Source organism: Streptomyces sp. NPDC002446, from assembly GCF_053595675.1.
This window is the reverse complement of the sequence record NZ_JBSFYC010000001.1, coordinates 133,057-157,576: the sequence shown is the minus strand read 5'-3', so window position 1 is coordinate 157,576 and position 24,520 is coordinate 133,057. Positions and strand designations below refer to the sequence as shown.

Below are 24,520 nucleotides of genomic sequence, written 5' to 3'. Positions count from 1 at the left end.
TTGCCCAGTGTCGCTCAGTCCTTCGTGAGTGCGGTCGTACTGCTACCTAGAGTACGTGTCCCGGGGGCTCCGGGTTCCCGGCGGGTCGGGACGGCCTCGGCCCGCTGCGGCTCCCGGGGCGCGCCGAACAGCGCGCGCCGGATCTCCCTGCGGGTCTGCCGTACGGACTCCCGGGCGGCGCTCAGCGCCTGACGGGCGGCCCGCCCGGCGGCGCCCACGGCCTGCCGCACCGGGCGCCAGATGCCGTCCCGGATGCCGTGCCCGATGGGCGTCAGCACGGTGCGGTAAACCCAGCGGAACGGCTCGACGAAGATCCACCGCAGCAGGCGGCCGAGGAACCGGCCCACGGCACGCGAGACGAATCCTGCCGCCCGCCAGCAGTGCCCGAGGGCGTCCGCGAGCTCACGGCAGACGACGGTCACCGCGGCCACCACCGCCCGCCCGGCCGGCTGCAGCACATACCGCCAAAGGGCGACGGCCGGCACCACCAGAATCCATCGAACGAGCGCGGCGATGACCGTGCCGATGCCCCGCACCAGCCACGCGATACCGTGCCCGACCGGCGTCAGCACATACGCGTACAGCCACTGCGCGGGCACGACCACCAGCCAGCGGACCAGCCACGCGACGGCCGCGGCGATCCCCCGGCCCACCGGCACCGCCACATACCGCCACAACGCCGCCCACGGCCAGACGAACAACGCCTTGGCCAGCCACATCAGCGCGATGCCCAGCCCCCGTGCCAGCCAGGCGAAGCCCCGCCCGATCGGCGTGAGCACATACGCGTACAGCCACTGCGCGGGCACGACCACCAGATACCGCCACAGCCAGGCCGCGCCCGCGGCCAGCCCGCGCGCGGTGGCGGCGATGACCGCACCAATGCCCCGCAGCAGCCACGCGATACCCCGCCCGACCGGCGTCAGCACATACGCGTACACCCACTGCGCCGGTGCCACCAGCAGCCAGCGCACCAGCCACACCACCGCCGCCGTGGTCCCCTCCCCCACGGGGGCGAGGACGTACCGCCACAACCCGGCCAGCGGGGCGATGACGAGGATGCGCCACAGCCATGCCAGGCCCCGGCCGCACGGGCGCAGCAGGGCGCGGTCGACGGCCTTGGCGCAGACGACCAGCGCGTCCCACACCAGTCGCACCGGCACCACGAGGACCAGCACCACGATCCGCACCGGGATGCGGACGACCGTGGTCAGGCAGCCCTCCCCCGGCTCGTAGCGGACCGGTTCGCGCCGGGCTGGTTCGTGCCGGGCTGGTTCATGCCGGACCCCTTCGCGCCGGACCGGTCCGCCTCGCTCCTTGTCGAGCGATACGGCGTCCCGATCATCCCGATCGTCGCGATCGTCCCGCCGTCCCCCGTCGATGGGCTCCATCGACCCTCCCCCTTGCTGCGCTGCGTTGCCACCACGCATTGTCCGTGAACACACAACGGCCCGGCCACCGCGGGTGCGGGGCCGGGCCGAAGGCGCTCGTGGCGGGCGCTACTTGACGACCGTCAACGGCAGAAGCTTCTTGCCCGTCGGGCCGATCTGGATCTCGGTGTCCATCTGGGGGCAGACGCCGCAGTCGAAGCACGGGGTCCAGCGGCAGTCGTCGACCTCGGTCTCGTCGAGCGCGTCCTGCCAGTCCTCCCAGAGCCAGTCCTTGTCCAGGCCGGAGTCCAGGTGGTCCCAGGGCAGGACCTCCTCATAGGTCCGCTCGCGCGTGGTGTACCAGGCGACGTCCACGCCGAACGCGGGCAGCGTCTCCTCGGCGGCCTTCATCCAGCGGTCGTAGGAGAAGTGCTCGCGCCAGCCGTCGAAGCGGCCGCCGCCCTCGTAGACGGCGCGGATGACCGCACCGACGCGGCGGTCACCGCGCGAGAGCAGGCCCTCGACGATGCCGGGCTTGCCGTCGTGGTAGCGGAAGCCGATGGAGCGGCCGTACTTCTTGTCGCCGCGGATCTTGTCCCGGAGCTTTTCGAGACGGGCGTCCGTCTCCTCCGCCGACAGCTGCGGCGCCCACTGGAACGGCGTGTGCGGCTTGGGGACGAAACCGCCGATGGAGACCGTGCAGCGGATGTCGTTGGACTTGGAGACCTCACGGCCCTTGGCGATGACGTTGACCGCCATGTCGCCGATCTGCAGCACGTCCTCGTCGGTCTCGGTCGGCAGACCGCACATGAAGTACAGCTTCACCTGCCGCCAGCCGTTGCCGTAGGCCGTGGCGACGGTCCGGATCAGGTCCTCTTCCGAGACCATCTTGTTGATGACCTTGCGGATCCGCTCGCTGCCGCCCTCCGGCGCGAAGGTCAGACCCGAGCGACGGCCGTTGCGCGTCAGCTCGTTGGCAAGATCGATGTTGAAGGCGTCGACACGGGTCGACGGCAGCGACAGACCGATCTTGTCCTCGGTGTACCGGTCGGCGAGCCCCTTCGCGATGTCGCCGATCTCGGTGTGGTCCGCGGAGGACAGCGACAGCAGGCCGACCTCCTCGAATCCCGTGGCTTTGAGACCACGGTCCACCATCTCGCCGATGCCGGTGATGCTTCGCTCCCGTACGGGGCGCGTGATCATGCCGGCCTGGCAGAAGCGGCAGCCGCGGGTGCAGCCACGGAAGATCTCGACCGACATCCGCTCGTGGACGGTCTCGGCCAGGGGGACGAGGGGCTGCTTGGGGTAGGGCCACTCGTCCAGGTCCATGACGGTGTGCTTGGACACCCGCCACGGGACGCCGGAGCGGTTGGGCACGACGCGGCTGATCCGGCCGTCGGCGAGGTACTCGACGTCGTAGAACTTGGGGACGTAGACGCTGCCCGTCTTCGCGAGGCGGAAGAGCAGCTCGTCGCGCCCGCCCGGGCGGCCCTCGTTCTTCCAGGCGCGGATGATCTGGGTGATCTCCAGGACGGCCTGCTCACCGTCGCCGACCACCGCGCAGTCCAGGAAGTCCGCGATCGGCTCGGGGTTGAAGGCCGCGTGGCCGCCCGCGAGGATCAGCGGGTGGTCCTCGGTACGGTCCTTGGCCTCGATGGGGATGCCGGAGAGGTCCAGGGCGGTGAGCAGGTTGGTGTAGCCGAGCTCGGTGGAGAAGGAGACGCCGAGCACGTCGAAGGCGCTCACCGGGCGGTGGGCGTCGACGGTGAACTGCGGGACGTTGTGCTCGCGCATCAGCGCTTCGAGGTCCGGCCAGACGCTGTACGTACGCTCGGCCAGGACCCCCTCCTGCTCGTTGAGGACCTCGTAGAGGATCATGACGCCCTGGTTGGGCAGACCGACCTCGTAGGCGTCCGGGTACATGAGCGACCAGCGGACGTCGCAGCTCTCCCAGCTCTTGACCGTGGAGTTCAGCTCGCCGCCGACGTACTGGATGGGCTTCTGCACGTGCGGGAGCAGAGCTTCGAGCTGCGGGAAAACCGACTCGGACATCTCGAACCTTCGTGAGCTGACAGGGGGCGACTCACAAGCGTAACCCGCTCGGAGTCACCCCTCGGCACGGCGATCTTGAAAGACCCCCGCAGCGGCGGGGAGCAACCGATCGGCCATCCGTACGATCACGGCCGCAGCGCCGCCCGGTGCTTGGGCCGCGACACCTTCCCCCACACCCTTGGCAGCTCCCGCTCCCGGTCCGCGGCCAGGGACTCCTCGCGGCCGTAGAGCAGGCCGAAGGTGAAGGCGCCCTCGCCGGCGTGCTGGGCCTGGGTCGCCAGTTCGCGCAGGGCGCCGCGGGCCACCACGCTGTCCTGGTGGTCGCCCAGGAGCTGCTGCAGCCGCTTGGTGCGCTTGGCGAACTTCTTCGCCGGGCGGCCGAGCGCCGGGCGGGCCGCCTCCGCCGCGTACCGGGTCCGCTTGGCCGCCTTGCGGGCTCGGTGCAGCGCCTCGTCCCGGTCCTGTCCGGCGGGCGCGTTCAGTGCGGCCTCCATACGGCGGGCCAGCCGCCGGTAGTCCTTCAGTACGGCCCGGGCCACCACCTCGGGGGCGGGCCTGGTCGCGGACCCGCGCAGGGGCGGCGCCTCCAGGAGGGCGTCCAGGGTCTTCAGGAGCGCGAGGTAGCGGTCGCCGTCCAGCACGGCGAGCAGCCGCCCCCGCGAGCCGGCCCGGCGCCGCTGCGACCAGATGCGCAGCCGGCCCGCCACCGGGCCGAGCCGCAGGGTGCGGGGCACCTCGGCCAGCGCACCCTGCAGCCGCTCGGTCAGCACCTCGCGGTCCCGGTCCACCCCCAACTCGGCCGCCAGCCACTTGAGTTCGAGGCCGATCGGCTCGGTGGCGGCGCGGTCGAGGACCTTGGTGTACGAGCGGAAGGCGCTGCGCAGCCGGCGGGTGGCGACCCGCATCTGGTGCACCGAGTCGGGCAGATCGCGCCGGACCGCCGGGTCGAGTTCGACGATCACCCGGACCTGCTCGTGGACGTAGCGCAGTACGACGTCCCCAGCGGTACGGGCCTTCTTGCCGGAGCCCGAGGAGCCCTTGCCGGACCCCTTGCCGGAACCGGATGCGCCGGCCCCCTCGGCGCCGCGCTTCCCGGGACGGGCACGCCGCCGCTCCGTCTCGGCCAGCGCCCGCGCCAGCTTCGACGCCGACGAGGCGGGGCGCACGCCCGCCGCGGCCAGCACCCGGCCCACCTCGTCCAGCAGCGCGGTGTCCCCGCCGCCGTCCGCAACCAGCTCCACCTCGATCTCACGCCAGCGCGCCTCGCCCGCCCCCTCCCCCGCCGCCCCGGACTCCGCCGCCCGGCGCGCCCGCACCGTGTCCTCCGCGACCTCGGCGAGCGGCCTGCCCGCGGCGTCCTTGAGGACCCGTACCGCGCGCCGGGTCCGCAGCCGTACGACGGGCACCAGCTCGCGGTCCAGCACCCGCGACCGCACGAGCGCGGTCAGCTCCGCGGGCGGCGCATCGGACAGCGGGGCCCGCACCTCGTCCCGCACGCCCGGGGCGACCGGCAGTTTCAGATGCCAGCCCGCGTCCCTGCCGCCGGTGCGCCGGCGCAGCGTGATGCCGTCCGCGGCGAGGCGCTGGTCGGCGGTGTCGTAGTAGAGGGCGTCCAGGGCCTCGACATCCTGTTCCACCACGGTCGCGACCCGGTCGACGCCGGCCAGGTCGGGGAGCTGGACGTCGTCGTCGGCCTCGTACTTCCGCTCGATCTCCCGCACGGTGTCCGCCATGCCTCGAATTTATCCACCAGCCCGGGCGAGGACCACCGTGCCCGGCCGCGGGGTGTCAAGGATCCGGAAAGGCGTAGCACGCGCCACAGCACGTGACTTACGGTGTGTCACGGAACACCCACGCAGCGTGGCAACCGGCGCAGTACTCGGCCCCTTCGGGGAGGGAGACACCCGTGCACCCCCACACCGCAGCCGTCGCCCGGACACCCATCCGCGTCGCCGCCGGCGCCCGCCCGTTTCTGCTGGCGGCGCCGAGCAGACCGACCGCCCCGAAACTCGCCCGGGACTTCGTCCGGGCCGTGCTGCGCGGCACCCACCTCGCCCCGCTGCTCGACACCGCCGTGCTGCTCACCTCCGAGGCGGTCACCAGCTCCCATCTGCGCACCCCGCGGTCGGCGGAGATCCTGCTGCGGGTACTGACGGCCGGGCACGGGCTGCGGATCAGCGTGCACGACGAGGCGCCGGTCCGCCTTCCGCCGCAGGCCCTGCCCTCACCGGCCCTGCCGTACACGGAGACGGCCGGTGAACCGCAGCCCGATCACGGTCTGCTGCTCACCGGCCATCTCGCCGACGACTGGGGCACCACCCCGTACGCGGGGGTGCCGAGGTCCACCTCGCTGTGGTTCGAGCTCTACACGCCCCGGTGACGCCCTGTCACCGGGACGCCGACAGGGGACGTCCGACCCGGATCGACTGCAGCAGCCCTATGGCGATCCAGACCGCGAACATCGATGTGCCGCCGTAGGAGACGAAGGGCAGGGGCAGACCGGTCACGGGCATGATGCCGAGCGTCATGCCGATGTTCTCGAAGGACTGGAAGGCGAACCAGGCGATGATGCCGGCGGCCACGACCGTGCCGTAGAGCTCGGTGGACTCGCGGGCGATCCGGCAGGCGCGCCACATGACGACGCCGAGCAGCAGGATGATCAGGCCCGCGCCGAGGAAGCCCAGCTCCTCGCCGGCGACGGTGAAGATGAAGTCCGTCTGCTGTTCGGGGACGAACTGGCCGGTGGTCTGGCTGCCGTGGAAGAGCCCCGAGCCGGTCAGTCCGCCGCCGCCGATCGCGATCCGGGCCTGGTTGGTGTTGTAGCCGACGCCGGCCGGGTCGAGGCTCGGGTTGGCGAACGCGGCGAAGCGGGCGATCTGGTAGGCGTCGAGCAGACCGAGCTGCCAGATGGCGACACAGCCGACGACGCCCGTGCCCACCAGGCCGAGGATCCAGCGGTTGGAGGCGCCGGAGGCGAGCAGTACGCCGAGGATGACGGCGCCGAGCACCATGACCGAGCCGAGGTCGGGCATCAGCATGATGACCACGACGGGGACGGCGGCCAGGAGCAGGGCCTGGACGACGGTCCGGTGGTCGGGGTTCGGACGGTCGCCCGCGTCGACCCGGGACGCCAGGAGCATCGCCATGCCGAGCGAGATGGTGATCTTCGCGAACTCCGCGGGCTGGAGCGAGAAGCCGCCGGGGATCGCCAGCCAGGACCGCGAACCGTTGATCGTGGCGCCCAACGGGGTCAGCACCAGCAGCGCGAGGACGACCGACAGGGCGTACAGGACCGGGACCGCGCCGCGCAGGGTGCGGTGCCCGAGCCAGATCGTGCCGGCGGCCAGCGCCAGACCGATGCCGAGGTTGAGCAGATGGTGCAGGAAGAAGTAGTACTCGTCGCCCTTGTTGAGCTCGGTGCGGTTGCGGGTGGCGGAGAAGACCAGCAACGAACCGATCAGCGACAGCAGCAGACAGGACAGCAGCAGTATCCAGTCCAGCTTGCGCAGCACGGAGTCACGCGCCGTCAGCTTGCCCCAGGTGCCGAGCTCGGGGGTGTAGCGCCGGATGGAGAACGCCCGGGAGGTGTGGCTGGTCGTCAATGTGGGCTCCCCGAGGGCGAGGGCGACGCCGACGGCAGGACGTACGGCTTGATGGGCGGGGCCTCGATCGTGCCGTCATTCTCGATCTTGGGGAGCGAGGCCTGCGGCTTGGGCAGCAGAGCGGCCTTCGGGTCGATACCGCCCTTCTCGTCGACTCCGTACAGAGCGTTGTAGAGGTTGCGCACGGCTGGGCCGGAGGCGCCGGAGCCCGTACCACCCTGGGAGATCGTCATGACGATCGTGTAGTCCTTGGTGTACGTCGCGAACCACGAGGTCGTCTGCTTGCCGTAGACCTCGGCGGTACCGGTCTTGGCGTGCATCGGGATCTTGTCCTGCGGCCAGCCCTGGAAGCGCCAGGCGGCGGTACCGCGCTCGGCGACGCCGGCGAGGGCGCCGTCCATCTGCGCGAGGGTCTTGCGGGTCACCGGCAGGCGGCCGTGCGACCGGGGGCGGATGTGCTGGATGTGCTTGCCGTCGGGGCTGACGATGGCCTTGCCGACGGTCGGGTCGTGGAGCGTGCCGCCGTTGCTGATCGCGGCGTAGATGGTGGCCATCTGGATCGGGGTGACGAGGGTGTCGCCCTGGCCGATGGCGTAGTTGATCGAGTCGTAGGCGTGCAGCTTCATGCCTTCGAGGCAGCCCTCACGGGCGAGCTTCGTACCGAAGTCCTTCTTCTTCGGCCAGGCCTTGGCCTGCTCGCACCAGCCGGCCTTGTTGGCCGTCCAGAAGTCGTGCTTCCACTTGCGGTCGGGGACCCGGCCGGTGACCTCGTTGGGCAGGTCGATGCCGGTCTCCTTGCCGAGGCCGAACTGGTGGGCGGTCTTGTAGAACCAGTTCTTGGCGTCCTTCTTCGGCTTGTCCCCGCCGTCCTTCTTCCACTCGTCGTGCGAGAGCCGGTAGAAGACGGTGTCGCAGGAGACCTCCAGGGCCCGGCCCAGGCTGATGTCGCCGTGGCTCTGCGACTCGAAGTTCTTGAAGACCTGGCCGCCGATGCTGTACGAGCTGGTGCAGGGGTAGTGGCCGTTGAAGTCGTAGCCCGCGTTGACCGAGGCCGCGGTCGAGATGACCTTGAAGATCGAGCCGGGGGCGGCCTGTCCCTGGATGGCGCGGTTCAGCAGCGGGTAGTTGGACTTCTTGCCGGTGAGGCGGGCGTAGTCCTTGCCGGAGATGCCGCCGACCCAGGCGTTGGGGTCGTAGCTGGGGTTGGAGGCCATCGCCACCACCCGGCCGGTCTTCGCCTCCATGACGACCACGGCGCCCGAGTCGGCCTTGTAGTTGGTGCCGGTGTTCCGGTCCACCTGCTTGCGGGCGTCCTTCATCGCCTGGTCCAGCTGCTTCTCCGCTATGGCCTGCACACGCGCGTCGATGCTGGTGACCACGCTCGCACCGGCCCTGCCCTTGTCGCTCTTGGCCTGGCCGATGACCCGGCCGAGGTTGTCGACCTCGTAGCGGGTGACGGCGGCCTTGCCGCGCAGGTAGTTGTCGTACTGCCGCTCCAGGCCGGAGCGGCCGATCTGGTCGGAGCGCAGGAACGGCGAGCTGGTGTTCTTGGCCTTGTTGATCTCCTCGTCGGTCACCGGGGAGAGGTAGCCGAGCACCTGGGCGGTGTTGGCGTCACCGGGGGCGGCGTAGCGGCGGACGGCGGTGGGCTCGGCGATGATGCCGGGGAAGTCCTCGGAGCGCTCGCGGATCTGCAGGGCCTGCTGGGTGGTGGCCTCGTCGGTGATCGGGATCGGCTGGTACGGCGAGCCGTTCCAGCAGGGCTGCGGGGTCTTGGAGTCGCACAGCCGGACCTTGTTGCGGATCTCCTGCTCGGACATGCCGAGCACCTTGGCGAGCCGGCCGAGCACGGCCTTGCCGTCGTCCTTCATCTTCAGCAGGTCGGTCCGGCTGGCGGAGACGACCAGCCGGGTCTGGTTGTCGGCCAGCGGCACCCCGCGGGCGTCGAGGATGGAGCCGCGGGTGGCGGGGTCGACGACCTGCTGGACGTGGTTGCTGCGGGCCTCGTTGGCGTACTCCTGGCCGTTGCGGATCTGCAGGTACCAGAGCCGGCCGCCGAGGGTGAGCAGCAGGGAGAAGACCAGGATCTGGAGCGCGATGAGCCGGACCGTGACGCGGGAGGTCCGGGTTTCCGGAAGGTTGGTCACAGACGCTTTACCCCCTTGATGCGGCCGGCCTTGTCACGGGCCGACTTGCCGAGCAGTCCGCCGCGCTGGCTGCCGATGCGCGCGCCCATGCGGACGGACTTCATGGCGCCGCGGCTGGCCTTGAGACCGGTGCCGGTGTTGAGCCAGCCGTACCCGGAATCGCGGCCGCCCGCCGAGCCGTTCGGGCTGGAGCCGTCGCCGACCAGCGGTTCGGGCTCCGTTCTGCGGGCCAGCGCCATCACCAGCGGGACGGTGAAGGGGGCCAGCAGCAGGTCGTAGAGCGTGGCGCTGAGCAGCAGCCCGACGATGCCGACGTGCCGGGCGGCGGTGTCACCGACGAGGGAGCCGACGGCGGCGTACATCAGCGTCGAGCCGATGGCGGCGCCGATCACGACCATCAGCGGCAGCGTCGCCGAGCGGTGCTGGCCGGAGTCCGGCTTGGTCAGGCCCGCGATGTAGCCGATGACGCAGAGCACCAGCGCATAGCGGCCGATGGCGTGGTCGGAGGGCGGGGCGAGGTCGGCCAGCAGTCCGGCGAAGAAGCCGACGAGCGAGCCGCCGACGTGGCCGTAGACCAGCGCGAGCCCCAGGACGACGAGCAGCAGCAGGTCCGGTACGGCGCCGGGCAGTTGGAGTCGCGCGAGGATGGTGACCTGGATGACCAGGGCGACGACCACCAGCGGGGCCGCGAGCAGGATCCGGTTGAGGCGCATCGGTCAGCTCCTGGGGGAGGCGCTCGCGGAGGGGGTGGCCGTGACGGTGACCGTCGGCGCCGGCTTGGGCTTGGCGGGCCGCGGCGGCAGCACGGTGTCGCGCGGGTCCTGGCGGGGCGCCTGGACGACGACGCCGACGATGTCGAGCTGGGAGAAGGAGACGAACGGCCGGACCTGCAGGGTGCGGGTCAGATCTCCGTTGGACGGCTCGACCTTGACGACCCGGCCGACGGGCACACCGGGCACGAACGGCTTGTCCTTGCTGGAGCCGAAGGTGACCAGCCGGTCGCCCTTCCTGACCGTGGCCTTGCCGTTGAGGAGCTGGACGCGCAGCGAGCGGACGCCCTGCCCGTTGGCGAAGCCGATCTCGTTGGTCTTCTCCATGCGGGTGCCGACGGTGAAGTCGGGGTCGGCGGCCAGCAGCACGGTGGAGGTCTCGGAGCCGACCGTGGTGACCCGGCCGACCAGGCCGTCGCCGTTGAGCACGGTCATGTCGCGGGCGATGCCGTCGCGGCTGCCGGCGTCGATGGTGATGGTCCAGGAGAAGCCCTGGGCCGAGCCGATGGCGATGACCTGGGCGCCCTTGATGGCGTACTGGCCGGTGCCCGCGGTCTTGAGGATCTTGTCGAGCTCGGCGGCGCGGCTGCGGTTGCGGTCGGAGGAGCCGAGCTTGGCCTTGAGCGCCTCGTTCTCGTGCTCCAGCTTGCTGATCCGGTTGTGCCGCCGGCCGGAGTCCCGTACGGCGCCGACCGCGTTGCCGACCGGGTCGACGACACGGGCGACGCCGCTCTCGACCGGGCCGAAGGCCGAGGCGGCGACTTGCCGGGCACCATCGAGCGGGGACTGTTCGCCGCCGCGGATATCGACCGTGATCAGCGCGAACGCGATCGCGACCAGCAGCACCAGCAGCAGCCGGCTCTCTCGTGTGTCCCTCACGTGCGGCGGCCGTGTCCTTCCTCGTAGGACCGGCCGGCTGCGGGCCCCGCCGGTCTCGTTCGGGAGTTGAGCGTTGTGCCTTGCTGTGACGGCGGGCGAGCGGTGAAGCCTCGGCGCACCGTGTCTGTCGAGATGTTGTGCCTGTATATCAACGATTCGCAGCGGCGATTCGTATCGGCGGTCGCACCGTCGGACGGCGCTCCGCGGCCCGCCGGCGAACCGGCTGCGTTCGCCGTGCTGCCCGACCGCCGCGGACGCCGTCCGACGGCCGCTGCGCGGTCGGGCCGCGGTCGTTGCTACCTGCGGGGCTGGGAGTCGAGGACCTGCTGGAGCGCCTCGAACTCCTCGACGCACTTGCCGGAACCGAGCGCGACGGAGTCGAGCGGGTCCTCGGCGATGTGGATGGGCATGCCGGTCTCCCGGCGCAGGCGCTCGTCGAGGCCGCGGAGCAGGGCGCCGCCTCCGGTGAGCACGATGCCGCGGTCCATGACGTCACCGGACAGCTCCGGCGGGCACTTGTCGAGGGTCGTCTTGACCGCGTCGACGATGGAGTTGACCGGCTCCTCGATGGCCTTGCGGACCTCGGCGGCCGAGATGACGACGGTCTTGGGCAGGCCGGAGACCAGGTCACGGCCGCGGATCTCGGTGTGCTCGTCCTGTTCGAGGTCGTACGCCGAACCGATGGTGATCTTGATGCTCTCGGCGGTGCGCTCGCCCAGCAGAAGGCTGTACTCCTTCTTGATGTGCTGGATGATCGCGTTGTCGAGCTCGTCGCCGGCCACCCGGATGGACTGGGCGGTGACGATTCCGCCGAGCGAGATGACCGCGACCTCGGTCGTGCCGCCGCCGATGTCCACGACCATGTTGCCGGTGGCCTCGTGGACGGGCAGGCCGGAGCCGATCGCGGCGGCCATCGGCTCCTCGATGATGTGCACCTGGCGGGCGCCGGCCTGGGTCGAGGCCTCGATGACCGCGCGGCGCTCAACTCCGGTGATACCGGAGGGAACACACACCACGACCCGCGGCCGCGCCAGATAGCGACGCTTGTGGATCTTGAGGATGAAGTAGCGGAGCATCCGCTCGGTGATCTCGAAGTCGGCGATCACACCGTCCTTCAGGGGCCGTACGGCGACGATGTTGCCGGGCGTGCGCCCGATCATCTTCTTCGCCTCAGCACCCACCGCGAGAATGCCGCCGGTGTTGGTGTTGATGGCCACGACCGACGGCTCGTTGAGGACGATTCCGCGGCCCCTGACGTACACCAGCGTGTTGGCGGTCCCGAGGTCGACAGCCATGTCACGGCCGATGAACGACATGTTGTTCCCCATGAGGATACGTCTGGCCTTCCCAACTGGAGCGAATGCTTACTGGAGGTCGGCAGGAGGTGATGCGCTGTGAGGCGCGGAAGCCTCCATCGTAGTTCGTAGTGCGCCCACTCGAACACGTCGGGAGGCTGTTCCGCCATTGTCAGCCGTACACGCACCCGCCCCCCTTAATGGTGACGTCGTGTCGCGGTGATGCGTTCCCCCGATCGAGTCGCATACACCAAAGGGCGACCGATGAATTTGTCGGTCGCCCCTGGTCACGAGGGGTGTACAGCTGATTACGCGTCAGGAAATCCCGGGGAAGAAAATCTTGATCTCGCGCTCGGCGGACTCTTCGGAATCCGAAGCATGGATCAGATTCTCCCGGGTGATCGTTCCGAAGTCCCCACGAATGGACCCACTCGGCGCGGCAATCGGGTCAGTCGGACCGGCCAGCGCGCGCACGCCTTCGATCACCCGCTCACCCTCGACGACCAGGGAGACGACCGGACCCGAGGACATGAACTCGACCAGGGGCTCGTAGAACGGCTTGCCGACGTGCTCGGCGTAGTGCTGCTCGAGGAGCTCGCGGTCCAGGCTGCGCAGCTCCAGCGCGCTGATCGTCCAGCCGGCCTTCTTCTCGATACGGCCGATGATCTCGCCGATCAGGCCGCGGCGGACGGCGTCGGGCTTGAGAAGGACGAGCGTGCGCTGGCTCACGAAGGGACTCCCTGTATACGTACAAACGGTCAGCGGGTGCACTGAGGCTACAGGGGTGGCCCACCCGGCTTTCACCCGCCCACCAGGGAGGTGACGGGCGGATCAGCCCGACGCCGGCGCCCCGGCCGCCGGTCCCGCCGCCGCCTCGCCCGCGGCCTCGTCCTGGGCGGCCCAACGCGCCTTCGCCTCATCGATCTTGCGGCCGAAGTGGACCGACGCCCACCACAGGGCCGCGAAGACCGCACCGAGGAAGAACATCGTCGGGACGACGAAACCGCTGGCGATCAGGGCGAACTGCAGCACCCAGCCGAGCTGGACGCCGCCGGGGCGGGTCAGCATGCCGCACAGCAGGATGCTCAGCAGCATCGCGATCCCGCTGACCGTCCAGATCGTGGCCTTCGGCAGATCGGTCAGCTGCATCGCGACCAGCCCGGCGAAGCCGATCACGAAGAATTCGCCTATCAGGGTGCTGGCACACAGCGTGCGCATCGTCAGCTCCTTCCCAGCAGCAGCCGGGCCTCGCCGACCGTGACCACCGAACCCGTCACCAGCACGCCCGCTCCGGAGAACTCGCCCTCTTCCTCCGCGAGTGTGATCGCCGCCTCCAGGGCGTCGTCGAGCCGCGGCTCGACCTGCACCCGCTCGGCGCCGAAGACCTCGACCGCGATCGCCGCCAGCTCATCGGGATCCATCGCACGATGGCTGGAATTGCTCGTCACCACGACCTCGGCGAAGATCGGCTCGAAGGCCTCCAGGAGACCCCGGACGTCCTTGTCGCCGCTGGTGCCGACGACGCCCACCAGCCGGCTGAAGCCGAACGCCTCGGTGACCGCCTCGGCCGCCGCCCGCGCGCCCGCCGGGTTGTGCGCCGCGTCCAGCACCACCGTCGGGCTGCGGCGGACGACCTCCATCCGGCCGGGCGAGGAGACCGCGGCGAACGCGGAGCGGATGGTGTCGATGTCGAGCGTGCGGGCGTGGTCCGAGCCGACGCCGAAGAACGCCTCGACCGCGGCGAGCGCCACCGCGGCGTTGTGCGCCTGATGGGCGCCGTACAGCGGCAGGAAGACCTCGGGATACTCGCCGCCCAGACCGCGCAGCGTCAGCATCTGGCCGCCGACCGCCACCTCACGGGAGAGCACCCCGAACTCCATGCCCTCACGGGCGACCGTGGCATCCACCTCGACCGCGCGCTTGAGCATCACCGACGCCGCGTCCACCGGCTGCTGGGCCAGCACGACCGTGGCGTCCTTCTTGATGATCCCGGACTTCTCACCGGCGATCGCCTCGGGCGTCTCCCCCAGCCGGTCGGTGTGGTCCAGCGCGATGGGGGTGATCACGGCGACATCGCCGTCGATGACGTTCGTCGCGTCCCAGGTCCCGCCCATGCCGACCTCGACGACCGCCACATCGACCGGCGTGTCCGCGAAGGCGGCGAACGCCATCGCCGTCAGCACCTCGAAGAACGACAGGCGGTACTCCTGCTGGGCGTCGACCATCTCCACATACGGGGCGATGTCCCGGTACGTGTCGATGAAGCGCTCGGCGGAGATCGGAGCGGCGTCCAGGCTGATCCGCTCGGTGACGGACTGGACGTGCGGGCTCGTATAGCGGCCGGTGCGCAGATCGAAGGCGGACAGCAGGGCCTCGATCATGCGGGCGGTGCTGGTCTTGCCGTTCGTGCCCGTGATGTGGATGGACGGATAGGCCCGCTGCGGGGAGCCGAGGATGTCCAGCAGCGCCACGATGCGCTGCACCGAAGGGTCGAGCTTGGTCTCGCCCCAGCGGCCGGCCAGCTCCTCCTCCACGGCGCGCAGCGCGCGGTCGACCTCGGGGTCGGCCGGCCGGGCGGGAATCTGGTCCCCCTGCGGCGGTCCTGCCTGGGCACGCAGGGTCCGGCTGCCGGCCTCGATCACCGCGAGATCGGGGTCACGCTCGGTCTCCGCCTCGACGAGTTCGTCGAAGGGGTCGGTCGGGTCGGGGTCGTCGTTCTGGGGGCGCTCGCTCACGACGACAAGTCTACGAGGCACCTGTGACAGCGGTGCGCTGCGCTGCCCACCGCCCGCCCCGCGCCGCGGCCCGGCCCGGCTGCCGTGGCCCCGGTGGCTGGCAGGGAGCGATCCATCGGACAGCCCCTAGCCCAGCGCCGCCTTCATCATCGCCCGTGCGATCGGGGCCGCCAGCCCGTTGCCGGAGACCTCGTTGCGGGCGGCGTGGCCGTCCTCGACCATCACCGCGACGGCCACCTGACGCCCCTTGGCGTCCTGGGCGTACGAGACGAACCAGGCGTAGGGCGTACCGCTGTTGTCGACGCCGTGCTGGGCGGTACCGGTCTTGCCGCCGACGGTCAGTCCGCCGATCTTCGCGTTCGACCCGGTGCCCTCGTCCACGACCGTCTGCATCGCCGACCGCAGCTGTGCGGCCGTCCGCGCCGACACGGCCGTGCCGTACGTCCTGGGGCCGAACCGCTGGACGGTGTTGCCGCCGCCGTCGGTCAGCCCGTCGACCAGCTGCGGCGTCCTCAGCTCGCCGCCGTTCGCGAGGGCCGAGACGACCATCGCCATCTGCAGCGGGGTCGCCTGGTCGTCGAACTGGCCGATGCCGGACAGCGCGGTCTGCGCCTCGTCCATGTCCGAGGGGTAGACGCTCTTGCCGGCCCGCACCGGGGTGTCCACCTTGCCGTCGTTGAAGCCGAACTTCTCTGCCTGCGCCCGCACCTTGTCCTTGCCCAGGTCTACGGCCATCTTCGCGAAGACGGTGTTGCAGGAGTACTGGAGCGCGGTGCGGATCGTCGCGTTCTCGCAGGGCGCGGAGGCGCTCTCGTTCTTCAGCGTGGTGCGGGTGTGCGGGAGCACGTACGGGTCGGGACTTTCGGTGGGCTCGTCCACCGAGGAGTACAGGCCGTTCTCCAGCGCGGCCGCGGCGACCACCAGCTTGAACGTGGAGCCGGGCGGCAGCGGCTGCCGCAGCTCCCGGTTGACCTCGGGGTGGTCGGTGTCGGCGGACAGCGCCCGCCAGGCCTTCTGGTCGGCGGCCGAGGACCCGGCGAACTTCCCCGGGTCGTACGACGGGGTGCTGACCATGCCGAGGATCCGCCCCGTGGCCGGGTCCATGGCCACGGCGGCGCCCTTCTTGCCGCCCAGCGCCCGGTAGCCGGCCTTCTGCACCTCGGCGTCGATGGTGGTGGCCACGTCGCCGCTCCTGGGCCGCGTACGGGTCAGCGCGTCGGCGGGCCCGTACAGCCGGCTGTCGGAGCCGTCGAGGAGGCCGCCGTAGAGGCTCTCCAGCTGGTTGCTGCCGAAGATCTGCGAGGTGAAGCCGGTGACCGGGGCGTACAGCGGGCCGTCCTTGTAGGTCCGCTTGTACTTCAGCGTGCCGGAGGTGGCGGCGGAGCCGGTGACCGGCTCCCCGCCGACGAGGATGTTGCCCAGCGGCGCCGCGTACTTGCCGATCGCCACCCGCGGATTGTGCGGGTCCTCCTTGTAGTCACTCGCCTTCGCGCCCTGGATCCAGGTGGCCCAGCCCATCAGCGCGAGTATCAGGGCGAGGCAGAAGACCGAGACCCGTCGCAGTGGCTTGTTCATGGGCGCGGCTCCTCGTGCTGGACGTGCGGTGCGGCCGGGCCTCCGGCGCTCCGCTCCACGGTGCCCCGGCTTCATGAGAGCGCCATGAATGCGCCATGAGAGCGGCCCGCACTGTCCGGATCCGCCCGCCCGGACAACCTTTCCGCCGCATTTCCCCCTCTTCGACGGCGGGCTGCGCCTCCCGGTGATCGCCGGCGGCCGGACGCCCCGGTGGCCACAGCGGACAGCGGACAGCGGACGGGAAAGCAGGAGCTGAGATTCGAGTGCCGGCAATCAGTCAGCGGATGCACCTGGTGCTGCTCAGCGCCTGGACGGTGCTGTGGTTCGCCGTCGTCGAGCCGAACGGCGGCTTCTCCTGGCACTACCTGCGCACCGGCGGAGAGCTGATCTACCAGGGCGCCTCCGGCGACGGCACCGGCGGGCTCAATCTCTACGCGCACCACCCCGAGCTCCAGATGGGCCCGCTCAGCTTTCTGACCGCCGGCCTGTTCAACCCCTTCCCGGAGGCCACCGGACAGTTCCTCGCCGCGGCCCTGATGTCCCTGCTCGGCCTGGGGATCGTGGTGCTGGCGGGCCGCAGCGCCGCCCACCACTTCCTCGGCACCGGCACCAACCACCAGCGGCTGCGGCAGCGCGTCCTGATCGCCGGGCTGGCCTTCATCCCCATGTGGATCGAGGTGGCGGTCCGCTTCGGACACCTCGACGACGTCCTCGCGCTGTTCTTCACCGCCCTCGCGGTACGCGCCGTCACCCGCGGCAACGCCGCCCTGACCGGTGTCTTCCTGGCCCTCGCGATGGACTCCAAACCCACCGCACTGGCCTTCGTCCCGCTGCTGCTCGCCCTGCCGAGGAAGGAGTGGCTGCGGGCCGGCCTGTGGTGCGCGGGTCTGGTCGCGCTCGCCTGGCTGCCGTTCTTCGTCGGTGATCCGCAGTCGTTCGCCGCGGCGAAGTTCGCCATACCCAACCATCCGGCGTCCGCCCTGCGCTGGCTGGGCGTCGGCGACCCGGAGACCCCCGGCTGGGACCGCCCCGCCCAGGCCGCCCTGGGCCTGGCGCTGGGCGCGCTCGCCGTCTGGCGCGGACGCTGGGCGGCGGTCGTCCTGCTGGGCGCCAACGCCCGCATCGTCCTCGACCCCAGCGTCTACACGTACTACACCGCGTCCGTCCTGCTCGGCACCCTGCTGTGGGACGTCATCGGCCAGCGCCGCCTCGTCCCCTGGTGGAGCTGGATCGCGCTGATCCTGCTGTACGGCAGCGTCTTCGCGGTCCCCGACGACTCCGCCCGCGGCCTGATCCGGCTGGCCTTCGTGGCCGTCTCGACGGCGTACGTCCTCTTCTGGCCCGTACGCGAACGGGGCCGCGACGGCCGGGGACGGCGCAGGCCCCCCGCCCATACGGACGAGGGGCCTGCGACGAGCCGTCGGACCGGTGCTACGCCTGCGGGAGAGCCGCCAGCTGCGCCGTGATCCGGACGATGTCCGCCTCCGCGGCCTCCAGCCGGCCGCGGATCTTCGCCACGACGGGCTCGGGCGCCTTGGCCAGGAACGCCTCGTTGCCCAGCTTGGCGGTGGCCTGCGCCTTCTCCTTCTCGGCGGCCGTCAGGTCCTTCGTCAGCCGCTTGCGCTCCGCCGCCACGTCGATCGCGCCGGACAGGTCCAGAGCGACCGTGGCGCCCGCGACCGGCAGCGAGGCGGTGGCGCTGAAGGCGTCACCGGCCGGCTGCAGCCGCAGCAGCGAGCGCATCGCGGCCTCGTGCGGCGCCAGCGCCGTACCGGACAGGTCCAGCTGCGCCGGGACCTTCTGGCCGGGCTGCAGCCCCTGGTCCGAGCGGAACCGGCGGACCTCGGTCACGACCTGCTGAACGGTCTCGATCTCCCGCTCCGCGGCCGCGTCCCGGAAGCCCGAGTCGGCCGGCCAGTCGGCGATGACGATCGACTCGCCGCCGGTCAGCGTCGTCCACAGCGTCTCGGTGACGAACGGGACGACCGGGTGCAGCAGCCGCAGCGTGACGTCCAGGACCTCGCCCAGCACCCGGCGCGAGGCGTCGGCGGCCGGTCCGCCCGCCATGAACGTCGTCTTGGACAGCTCGACGTACCAGTCGAAGACCTCGTCCCAGGCGAAGTGGAAGAGGGTGTCCGACAGCTTCGCGAACTGGTAGTCGTCGTAGTACGCATCGACCTCGGCGACGACCGAGTTCAGCCGGGACAGGATCCACCGGTCGGTCGCCGACAGCTGCTCGGCGGGCGGCAGTTCGCCCTCCACCGTCGCGCCGTTCATCAGCGCGAACCGCGTGGCGTTCCAGATCTTGTTGGCGAAGTTACGGGATCCCTGGACCCAGTCCTCACCGATCGGGACGTCGACGCCGGGGTTGGCTCCCCGCGCGAGCGTGAACCGGACGGCGTCCGATCCGTACTTGTCCATCCAGTCCAGCGGATTGACCGCGTTGCCGAAGGACTTGGACATCTTCTTGCCGAACTGGTCACGGACCATGCCGTGCAGCGCGATGGTGTGGAACGGCGGGGTGCCGTCCATCGCGTACAGCCCGAACATCATCATCCGGGCGACCCAGAAGAAGAGGATGTCGTAGCCGGTGACCAGCACCGAGTTCGGATAGAACTTCTCGACGCTGGGGGTCTGCTCGGGCCAGCCGAGCGTGGAGAACGGCCACAGCCCCGACGAGAACCAGGTGTCGAGGACGTCGGTGTCCTGGTGCCACCCCTCGCCGGTGGGCGCCTCGTCATCGGGCCCGACGCAGACGACCTCGCCGTTCGGCCCGTACCAGACCGGGATGCGGTGGCCCCACCACAGCTGCCGCGAAATGCACCAGTCGTGGAGGTTGTCCACCCAGCCGAAGTACCGCGACTCCATCTCCTTCGGGTGGATCGCGACCTTGCCGTCCCGCACCGCGTCACCCGCGGCCTTCGCCAGCGGGCCGACCTTGACCCACCACTGCATCGACAGCCGCGGCTCGATCGTGGTCTTGCAGCGCGAGCAGTGCCCGACGGAGTGCGTGTACGGGCGCTTCTCGGCGACGATCCGGCCCTCGGCGCGCAGCGCACCGACGATGGTGCTGCGGGCCTCCAGGCGGTCCAGGCCCTGGAACGGGCCGTGCGCGGTGATCACCGCGTGCTCGTCCATGACGGCCAGGCTCGGCAGGCCGTGCCGCTGGCCGATCTCGAAGTCGTTCGGGTCGTGCGCCGGCGTGACCTTCACCGCGCCGGTACCGAACTCGGGGTCGACGTGCTCGTCCGCGACGACCGGGATCCGCCGCCCGGTCAGCGGCAACTCGATCTCCGTACCGACGAGATGGGCGTACCGCTCGTCCTCCGGGTGGACCGCGACGGCGGTGTCGCCCAGCATCGTCTCGGCGCGCGTCGTCGCCACGACGATGGACGCGTCCCCCTCGCCGTAGCGGATGGAGACCAGCTCGCCTTCGTCGTCCTGGTACTCCACCTCGATGTCCGAGATGGCGGTCAGACAGCGCGGGCACCAGTTGATGATCCGCTCGGCGCGGTAGATCAGCTCGTCGTCGTAGAGCCGCTTGAAGATCGTCTGGACGGCCTTGGACAGCCCCTCGTCCATCGTGAACCGCTCACGGGACCAGGCGACGCCGTCGCCCAGACGACGCATCTGGCCCGAGATCTGCCCACCGGACTCGTCCTTCCACTGCCAGACGCGCTCGACGAACGCCTCGCGCCCCAGGTCGTGCCGCGACACGCCCTCCTTGGCGAGTTCGCGCTCGACGACGTTCTGGGTAGCGATACCCGCGTGGTCCATACCCGGCTGCCAGAGCGTCTCGTAGCCCTGCATCCGCTTACGGCGCGTGAGCGCATCGATGAGCGTGTGCTCGAAGGCGTGCCCCAGGTGCAGGGAGCCGGTGACGTTCGGCGGCGGGATGACGACGGTGTACGGCGGCTTGTCGCTCTTCTCGTCCGCCTCGAAGTAACCCCGCTCTACCCAGCGCTCGTACAGCGGCCCCTCTACATCGGCCGGCGTGTACTGAGTCGGCAGTTCGGGGACGCTGTGGTTGCTCTGCTGAGTGTTCTCGGTCACGACCGACAGTGTACGGGCGCGGATGTAGCAGCTTCGAATCGGTTTCGCCCCCGGGGCACCGGCTGTCAGCGGCGTCGTACAGGATGTCGGCAGCGCATAAACATCACGCCGAACTTCATACGCAGAACTTCAACTGTCTTCAGTTGTCACGAGGGGAACGCTCCATGAGCTTCAACCAGCCGCCTCCGGGCCCGTACGGCCAGCAGCCCCAGCAGCCCGGCCCGTACGGCCAGCCGCAGCAGCCGCCGGCTCCGCAGCCCGGTTACGGCTACCCGCAGCAGGGCGGCCAGGTGCCCCAGCAGGGCTACGGCTACCCCCAGGGCGGCCAGGTGCCCCCGCAGCAGGGCTACGGCTACCCCCAGCAGCCCGCCCAGCCCGCCTACGGCCAGCAGCCCCCGTACGGCGGCCAGCAGACCCCCTACGGCCTGATCCCCGAGGGCCCCCCGGAGTCCGGCGGCAACGGCAAGAAGATCGGCCTGATCGTCGGCGCGGTCGCGGTCGTCGCGGCCATCGGCGTCGGCGCGTACTTCGTCTTCGGGTCGGGCGGGGATGTGAAGCCCTACACGATCTCGTTGCCGGACAAGCTGCTCAACGCGGAGTTCTCGAAGACCCCCGGAACCGGCCAGGATTCCGAGGACCTCACCAACGACAAGGACGCCAAGGCGCTGGGCATCACCAACAGCAAGGGCGTCCGGGGCGCCTACAAGACCACCGGCGGCCTGACGATGCAGCTGATGGGCGTGTACGGCGACATCGCCGACCCCGAGGGCACCGTCAGCCAGATGTTCGCCAAGGTCGACGAGAGCCAGAAGAAGTCCACGAGGGGCGCCAAGGTCGAGGACGTCACCGCGACGACCGAGTACTCGCCCAGCGACTTCGACGGCGCGGTCATGAAGTGCCGGGCGCAGAAGGTCACGGTCTCCCAGGGCGGCGTGACGGTGCCGGTCAACGTCTCCACCTGCATCTGGGGCGACAACAGCGCCGTCGGCGTCGTCCAGATGCTGGCCGCCCCCTCCCCCTCCGGCGCCACCACCGCAACGACGCCCGGCGCCGAGGCCCTCTCCGAGAAGACCGCCAAGATCCGCAACGAGGTCCGCAAGGAGAAGTAGCGGCGCCGTCGTCCCGGACACCACAGAGCCGCCCGGCAGCGACCTGCTGCCGGGCGGCTCTGGTACGTCTGCCGGGCGCGTCCTACGCGCTCTTCTCCTGCGGCTCGCCCGAGTCGGTGCGGTTGCGGGGGACCAGGGTCGGGTTCACGTTCGAGTGAACGACGTCCTCGGTGATGACGACGCGGGCCACGTCCTTGCGGGAGGGGATCTCGTACATCACCGCCTGGAGGACCTCCTCCATGATGGCGCGCAGGCCGCGGGCGCCGGTGCCGCGGAGGATGGCCTGGTCGGCGATGGCTTCCAGGGCGGGGCGGTCGAAGTCGAGCTCGACGCCGTCGAGTTCGAAGAGGCGCTTGTACTGCTTGACCAGGGCGTTGCGCGGCTCGACCAGGATCTGGAGCAGCGCCTCGCGGTCGAGGTTGTGGACCGAGGTGAGGACGGGCAGACGGCCGATGAACTCGGGGATCATCCCGAACTTCACCAGGTCCTCCGGCATCACGTCCTGGAGCTGGTCCTTGGACTCGATCTCGCGCTTGGAGCGGATCGTGGCGCCGAAGCCGATGCCCTTGGCGCCGGACCGGGCCTCGATGATCTTCTCCAGGCCGGCGAAGGCGCCGCCGACGATGAAGAGGACGTTCGTCGTGTCGATCTGGATGAATTCCTGGTGGGGGTGCTTACGGCCGCCCTGGGGCGGCACGGAGGCGGTGGTGCCCTCCAGGATCTTCAGCAGCGCCTGCTGGACGCCCTCGCCGGAGACATCGCGGGTGATCGAGGGGTTTTCGCTCTTCCGGGCGACCTTGTCGATCTCGTCGATGTAGATGATGCCGGTCTCGGCCTTCTTGATGTCGAAGTCCGCGGCCTGGATCAGCTTGAGGAGGATGTTCTCGACGTCCTCACCGACATAGCCGGCCTCCGTCAGGGCCGTGGCGTCGGCGAACGCGAAGGGGACGTTCAGCATCCGGGCGAGGGTCTGCGCGAGCAGGGTCTTGCCGGAGCCGGTCGGGCCGAGCAGCAGGATGTTGGACTTGGCCAGCTCGATGCCCTCGTCGCCGCGGCCGGGGCCGTTCTCACCCGCCTGCACCCGCTTGTAGTGGTTGTAGACGGCGACCGACAGCGCCTTCTTGGCGGGCTCCTGGCCGACGACATAGCCGTTGAGGAACTCGTAGATCTCCCGCGGCTTGGGGAGCTCCTCCCAGCGCACCTCGGAGGTCTCGGCGAGCTCCTCCTCGATGATTTCGTTGCAGAGGTCGATGCACTCGTCGCAGATGTACACACCAGGTCCCGCGATGAGCTTCTTCACCTGCTTCTGGCTCTTTCCGCAGAATGAGCACTTGAGCAGGTCGCCGCCGTCACCGATGCGTGCCACGAGGTGCTTCCCCTTCGCCTGGGATCCGCATTGCTCCGCGGACCCGGGTGCTTGCCTATCGACGGTACCTTGCCGGGCCCCCCGTACGGGCCCCCCTTGGACCGACTCGGTTCACTCGATCCCGTACCGGTCCAAGGGGGCAACGCTCCGGCTCACTTCGCGAAGATCGCGAGCAGATCCCTAACCGATCGAGACGGACGACTTGCGCGTCGAGACGATCTGGTCGACCAGACCGTACGCCAGGGACTCCTCGGCGGTCAGAATCTTGTCACGCTCGATATCGTCACGGATCTTCTCGATCGGCGTGGAGGAGTGCTTGGCCAGCAGGTCCTCCAGCTGCGAGCGCATCCGCAGGATCTCGTTGGCGGCGATCTCCAGGTCGGAGACCTGGCCGCGGCCGGTCTCGCTGTACGGCTGGTGGATCAGCACCCGGGCGTTCGGCAGCGCCATCCGCTTGCCGGGGGTGCCGGCCGCGAGCAGCACGGCCGCGGCGGAGGCCGCCTGGCCCATGCAGACCGTCTGGATGTCCGGCTTCACGAACTGCATCGTGTCGTAGATGGCCGTGAGCGCCGTGAAGGAGCCACCGGGGCTGTTGATGTAGATCGAGATGTCGCGGTCCGGGTCCATCGACTCCAGGCACAGCAGCTGCGCCATGACGTCGTTGGCCGAGGCGTCGTCGATCTGCACGCCGAGGAAGATCACACGCTCCTCGAACAGCTTGGCGTACGGGTCGTACTCGCGCACACCCTGCGACGTGCGCTCGACGAAGCGCGGGACGATGTAGCGGGACTCGGCGCGCGGGCCGGAGAACTCGGCCTCCGGGCGCTGGTAGAGGCCGCTGCCGGGGAAGTTGTTCATCGTGGTGTTCACCATCCTGGTGGCGATCAAGTGGGCTGGGGTGGCTGGGGCGAGTGCTGCGGGGCTCAGGCCCCGGTGCCGCCCCCGCCCGGAACACCGGCGGCGGAGGTCATCACGTCGTCGATCAGGCCGTACTCCTTGGCCTCGTCGGCGGAGAACCAGCGGTCGCGGTCCGAGTCCTGGGTGATGCGCTCGACGGTCTGGCCGGTGTGGAAGGCCGTCAGCTCCGCCATCCGCTTCTTGGTGTGCAGCAGCCGCTCGGCGTGGATCTTGATGTCCGACGCGGAGCCGGCCAGACCCGCGGAGGGCTGGTGGATGAGGATTTCGGCGTTCGGCAGCGCGAAGCGCTTGCCCGGGGTGCCGGCGCTCAGCAGGAACTGTCCCATCGAGGCGGCGAGGCCCATCGCGATCGTCACCACGTCGTTCTTGATGTACTGCATGGTGTCGTAGATCGCCAAGCCGGCCGAGATCGAGCCGCCCGGGGAGTTGATGTAGAGGAAGATGTCCTTGTCCGGGTCCGCGGCGAGGAGAAGCAGCTGCGCGGTGATCTTGTTGGCGATGTCGTCGTCGACCGGCTGGCCGAGGAAGATGATCCGCTCGCCGAGCAGCCGGTTGTAGACCTGGTCGCCGAGGCCACCGTAGGTCGGCTCAGCGGCGGCGGAAGGCATCGGGATCGTCACGTGTCCACCTGCTCGTTGTCGGACGGCCAGGG

General features: G+C 70.1%; 19 protein-coding genes. 3 read left to right on the top strand and 16 right to left on the bottom strand.

The annotated features are described in order from the left end of the window. Positions 1-14: 14 nt before the first annotated feature. From ACWD6P_RS00645 to ACWD6P_RS00635, 3 genes are all read right to left on the bottom strand, one after another. Positions 15-1,388 (bottom strand): hypothetical protein, encoded by a 1,374-nt coding sequence (locus ACWD6P_RS00645; RefSeq protein WP_451441777.1) that lies wholly within the window; start codon positions 1,386-1,388, stop codon positions 15-17. 108 nt (positions 1,389-1,496) lie between these two features. Then, positions 1,497-3,419 (bottom strand): TIGR03960 family B12-binding radical SAM protein, encoded by a 1,923-nt coding sequence (locus ACWD6P_RS00640; protein WP_451441776.1) that lies wholly within the window; start codon positions 3,417-3,419, stop codon positions 1,497-1,499. A gap of 125 nt (positions 3,420-3,544) precedes the next feature. Further along, positions 3,545-5,152, bottom strand: coding sequence for a CYTH and CHAD domain-containing protein (locus tag ACWD6P_RS00635; RefSeq protein ID WP_451441775.1), 1,608 nt, complete (start codon positions 5,150-5,152; stop codon positions 3,545-3,547). 173 nt (positions 5,153-5,325) lie between these two features. Here ACWD6P_RS00635 and ACWD6P_RS00630 point away from each other — a divergent pair, with 173 nt between their 5' ends. Continuing rightward, complete coding sequence (locus tag ACWD6P_RS00630) at positions 5,326-5,799, top strand: ATP-binding protein (protein WP_451441774.1); 474 nt, start codon at positions 5,326-5,328, stop codon at positions 5,797-5,799. 7 nt (positions 5,800-5,806) lie between these two features. Here the strand turns inward: ACWD6P_RS00630 and rodA are convergent, their stop codons facing one another. The 9 genes from rodA to ACWD6P_RS00585 form a co-directional block, all read right to left on the bottom strand. Continuing rightward, on the bottom strand, positions 5,807-6,988 hold the full coding sequence (gene rodA / locus ACWD6P_RS00625; protein WP_451441969.1) for a rod shape-determining protein RodA: 1,182 nt from the start codon (positions 6,986-6,988) through the stop codon (positions 5,807-5,809). Positions 6,989-7,017: 29 nt separating this feature from the next. Continuing rightward, positions 7,018-9,168, bottom strand: a complete 2,151-nt coding sequence (gene mrdA, locus ACWD6P_RS00620; protein WP_451441773.1) for a penicillin-binding protein 2 — start codon at positions 9,166-9,168, stop codon at positions 7,018-7,020. Further along, the gene (gene mreD, locus ACWD6P_RS00615) at positions 9,165-9,881 is read right to left on the bottom strand and encodes a rod shape-determining protein MreD (protein WP_451441772.1); all 717 of its coding nucleotides are present in this window, start codon (positions 9,879-9,881) and stop codon (positions 9,165-9,167) included. Before mreD ends, mrdA begins: the two co-directional genes overlap by 4 nt. A gap of 3 nt (positions 9,882-9,884) precedes the next feature. Beyond that, positions 9,885-10,817, bottom strand: coding sequence for a rod shape-determining protein MreC (gene mreC / locus ACWD6P_RS00610; RefSeq protein WP_451441771.1), 933 nt, complete (start codon positions 10,815-10,817; stop codon positions 9,885-9,887). A gap of 296 nt (positions 10,818-11,113) precedes the next feature. Beyond that, entirely contained in the window at positions 11,114-12,133 is a 1,020-nt protein-coding gene (locus tag ACWD6P_RS00605; protein ID WP_003985182.1) for a rod shape-determining protein, read from the bottom strand. A gap of 294 nt (positions 12,134-12,427) precedes the next feature. Next, positions 12,428-12,841 carry a nucleoside-diphosphate kinase gene (ndk, locus tag ACWD6P_RS00600; protein ID WP_451441770.1) on the bottom strand — a complete coding sequence of 138 codons (414 nt, stop codon included), beginning with the start codon at positions 12,839-12,841 and terminating at the stop codon, positions 12,428-12,430. Between the two features lie 102 nt (positions 12,842-12,943). After that, positions 12,944-13,330: a DUF4233 domain-containing protein gene (locus ACWD6P_RS00595; RefSeq protein ID WP_451441769.1), complete on the bottom strand. Its 387-nt coding sequence runs from the start codon at positions 13,328-13,330 to the stop codon at positions 12,944-12,946. Positions 13,331-13,332: 2 nt separating this feature from the next. Continuing rightward, entirely contained in the window at positions 13,333-14,847 is a 1,515-nt protein-coding gene (folC, locus tag ACWD6P_RS00590) for a bifunctional tetrahydrofolate synthase/dihydrofolate synthase (RefSeq protein WP_451441768.1), read from the bottom strand. A 126-nt stretch (positions 14,848-14,973) separates the two neighbouring features. Then, positions 14,974-16,422, bottom strand: coding sequence for a peptidoglycan D,D-transpeptidase FtsI family protein (locus ACWD6P_RS00585; protein ID WP_451441767.1), 1,449 nt, complete (start codon positions 16,420-16,422; stop codon positions 14,974-14,976). Positions 16,423-16,706: 284 nt separating this feature from the next. Between ACWD6P_RS00585 and ACWD6P_RS00580 the strand changes: the two genes are divergently transcribed. After that, entirely contained in the window at positions 16,707-17,888 is a 1,182-nt protein-coding gene (locus tag ACWD6P_RS00580) for a hypothetical protein (RefSeq protein ID WP_451441968.1), read from the top strand. Here ACWD6P_RS00580 and ACWD6P_RS00575 read toward each other — a convergent pair. Then, positions 17,854-20,475: a valine--tRNA ligase gene (locus ACWD6P_RS00575; RefSeq protein WP_451441766.1), complete on the bottom strand. Its 2,622-nt coding sequence runs from the start codon at positions 20,473-20,475 to the stop codon at positions 17,854-17,856. The two genes, ACWD6P_RS00580 and ACWD6P_RS00575, sit on opposite strands and share 35 nt — an antisense overlap. 164 nt (positions 20,476-20,639) lie before the next feature. Between ACWD6P_RS00575 and ACWD6P_RS00570 the strand changes: the two genes are divergently transcribed. Further along, on the top strand, positions 20,640-21,584 hold the full coding sequence (locus ACWD6P_RS00570; protein WP_451441765.1) for a hypothetical protein: 945 nt from the start codon (positions 20,640-20,642) through the stop codon (positions 21,582-21,584). A gap of 82 nt (positions 21,585-21,666) precedes the next feature. Here the strand turns inward: ACWD6P_RS00570 and clpX are convergent, their stop codons facing one another. The 3 genes from clpX to ACWD6P_RS00555 all read right to left on the bottom strand — a co-directional run bounded on the left by clpX (position 21,667) and on the right by ACWD6P_RS00555 (position 24,476). Then, the gene (gene clpX / locus ACWD6P_RS00565; RefSeq protein WP_451441764.1) at positions 21,667-22,950 is read right to left on the bottom strand and encodes an ATP-dependent Clp protease ATP-binding subunit ClpX; all 1,284 of its coding nucleotides are present in this window, start codon (positions 22,948-22,950) and stop codon (positions 21,667-21,669) included. Positions 22,951-23,130: 180 nt separating this feature from the next. Further along, positions 23,131-23,808 (bottom strand): ATP-dependent Clp protease proteolytic subunit, encoded by a 678-nt coding sequence (locus ACWD6P_RS00560; RefSeq protein WP_384440608.1) that lies wholly within the window; start codon positions 23,806-23,808, stop codon positions 23,131-23,133. 65 nt (positions 23,809-23,873) lie between these two features. Then, positions 23,874-24,476, bottom strand: a complete 603-nt coding sequence (locus ACWD6P_RS00555; RefSeq protein WP_451441967.1) for an ATP-dependent Clp protease proteolytic subunit — start codon at positions 24,474-24,476, stop codon at positions 23,874-23,876. Positions 24,477-24,520 lie beyond the last annotated feature (44 nt).

Coding starts and splice junctions, on each gene's coding strand:
- ACWD6P_RS00645 (WP_451441777.1), bottom strand. CDS start 1,388: ATGGAGCCCATCGACGGGGGACGGCGGGACGATCGCGACGATCGGGAT.
- ACWD6P_RS00640 (WP_451441776.1), bottom strand. CDS start 3,419: ATGTCCGAGTCGGTTTTCCCGCAGCTCGAAGCTCTGCTCCCGCACGTG.
- ACWD6P_RS00635 (WP_451441775.1), bottom strand. CDS start 5,152: ATGGCGGACACCGTGCGGGAGATCGAGCGGAAGTACGAGGCCGACGAC.
- mreD (WP_451441772.1), bottom strand. CDS start 9,881: ATGCGCCTCAACCGGATCCTGCTCGCGGCCCCGCTGGTGGTCGTCGCC.
- ACWD6P_RS00605 (WP_003985182.1), bottom strand. CDS start 12,133: ATGTCGTTCATCGGCCGTGACATGGCTGTCGACCTCGGGACCGCCAAC.
- ACWD6P_RS00595 (WP_451441769.1), bottom strand. CDS start 13,330: ATGCGCACGCTGTGTGCCAGCACCCTGATAGGCGAATTCTTCGTGATC.
- ACWD6P_RS00585 (WP_451441767.1), bottom strand. CDS start 16,422: ATGAACAAGCCACTGCGACGGGTCTCGGTCTTCTGCCTCGCCCTGATA.
- ACWD6P_RS00580 (WP_451441968.1), top strand. CDS start 16,707: ATGCACCTGGTGCTGCTCAGCGCCTGGACGGTGCTGTGGTTCGCCGTC.
- ACWD6P_RS00570 (WP_451441765.1), top strand. CDS start 20,640: ATGAGCTTCAACCAGCCGCCTCCGGGCCCGTACGGCCAGCAGCCCCAG.
- ACWD6P_RS00560 (WP_384440608.1), bottom strand. CDS start 23,808: ATGAACAACTTCCCCGGCAGCGGCCTCTACCAGCGCCCGGAGGCCGAG.
- ACWD6P_RS00555 (WP_451441967.1), bottom strand. CDS start 24,476: ATGCCTTCCGCCGCCGCTGAGCCGACCTACGGTGGCCTCGGCGACCAG.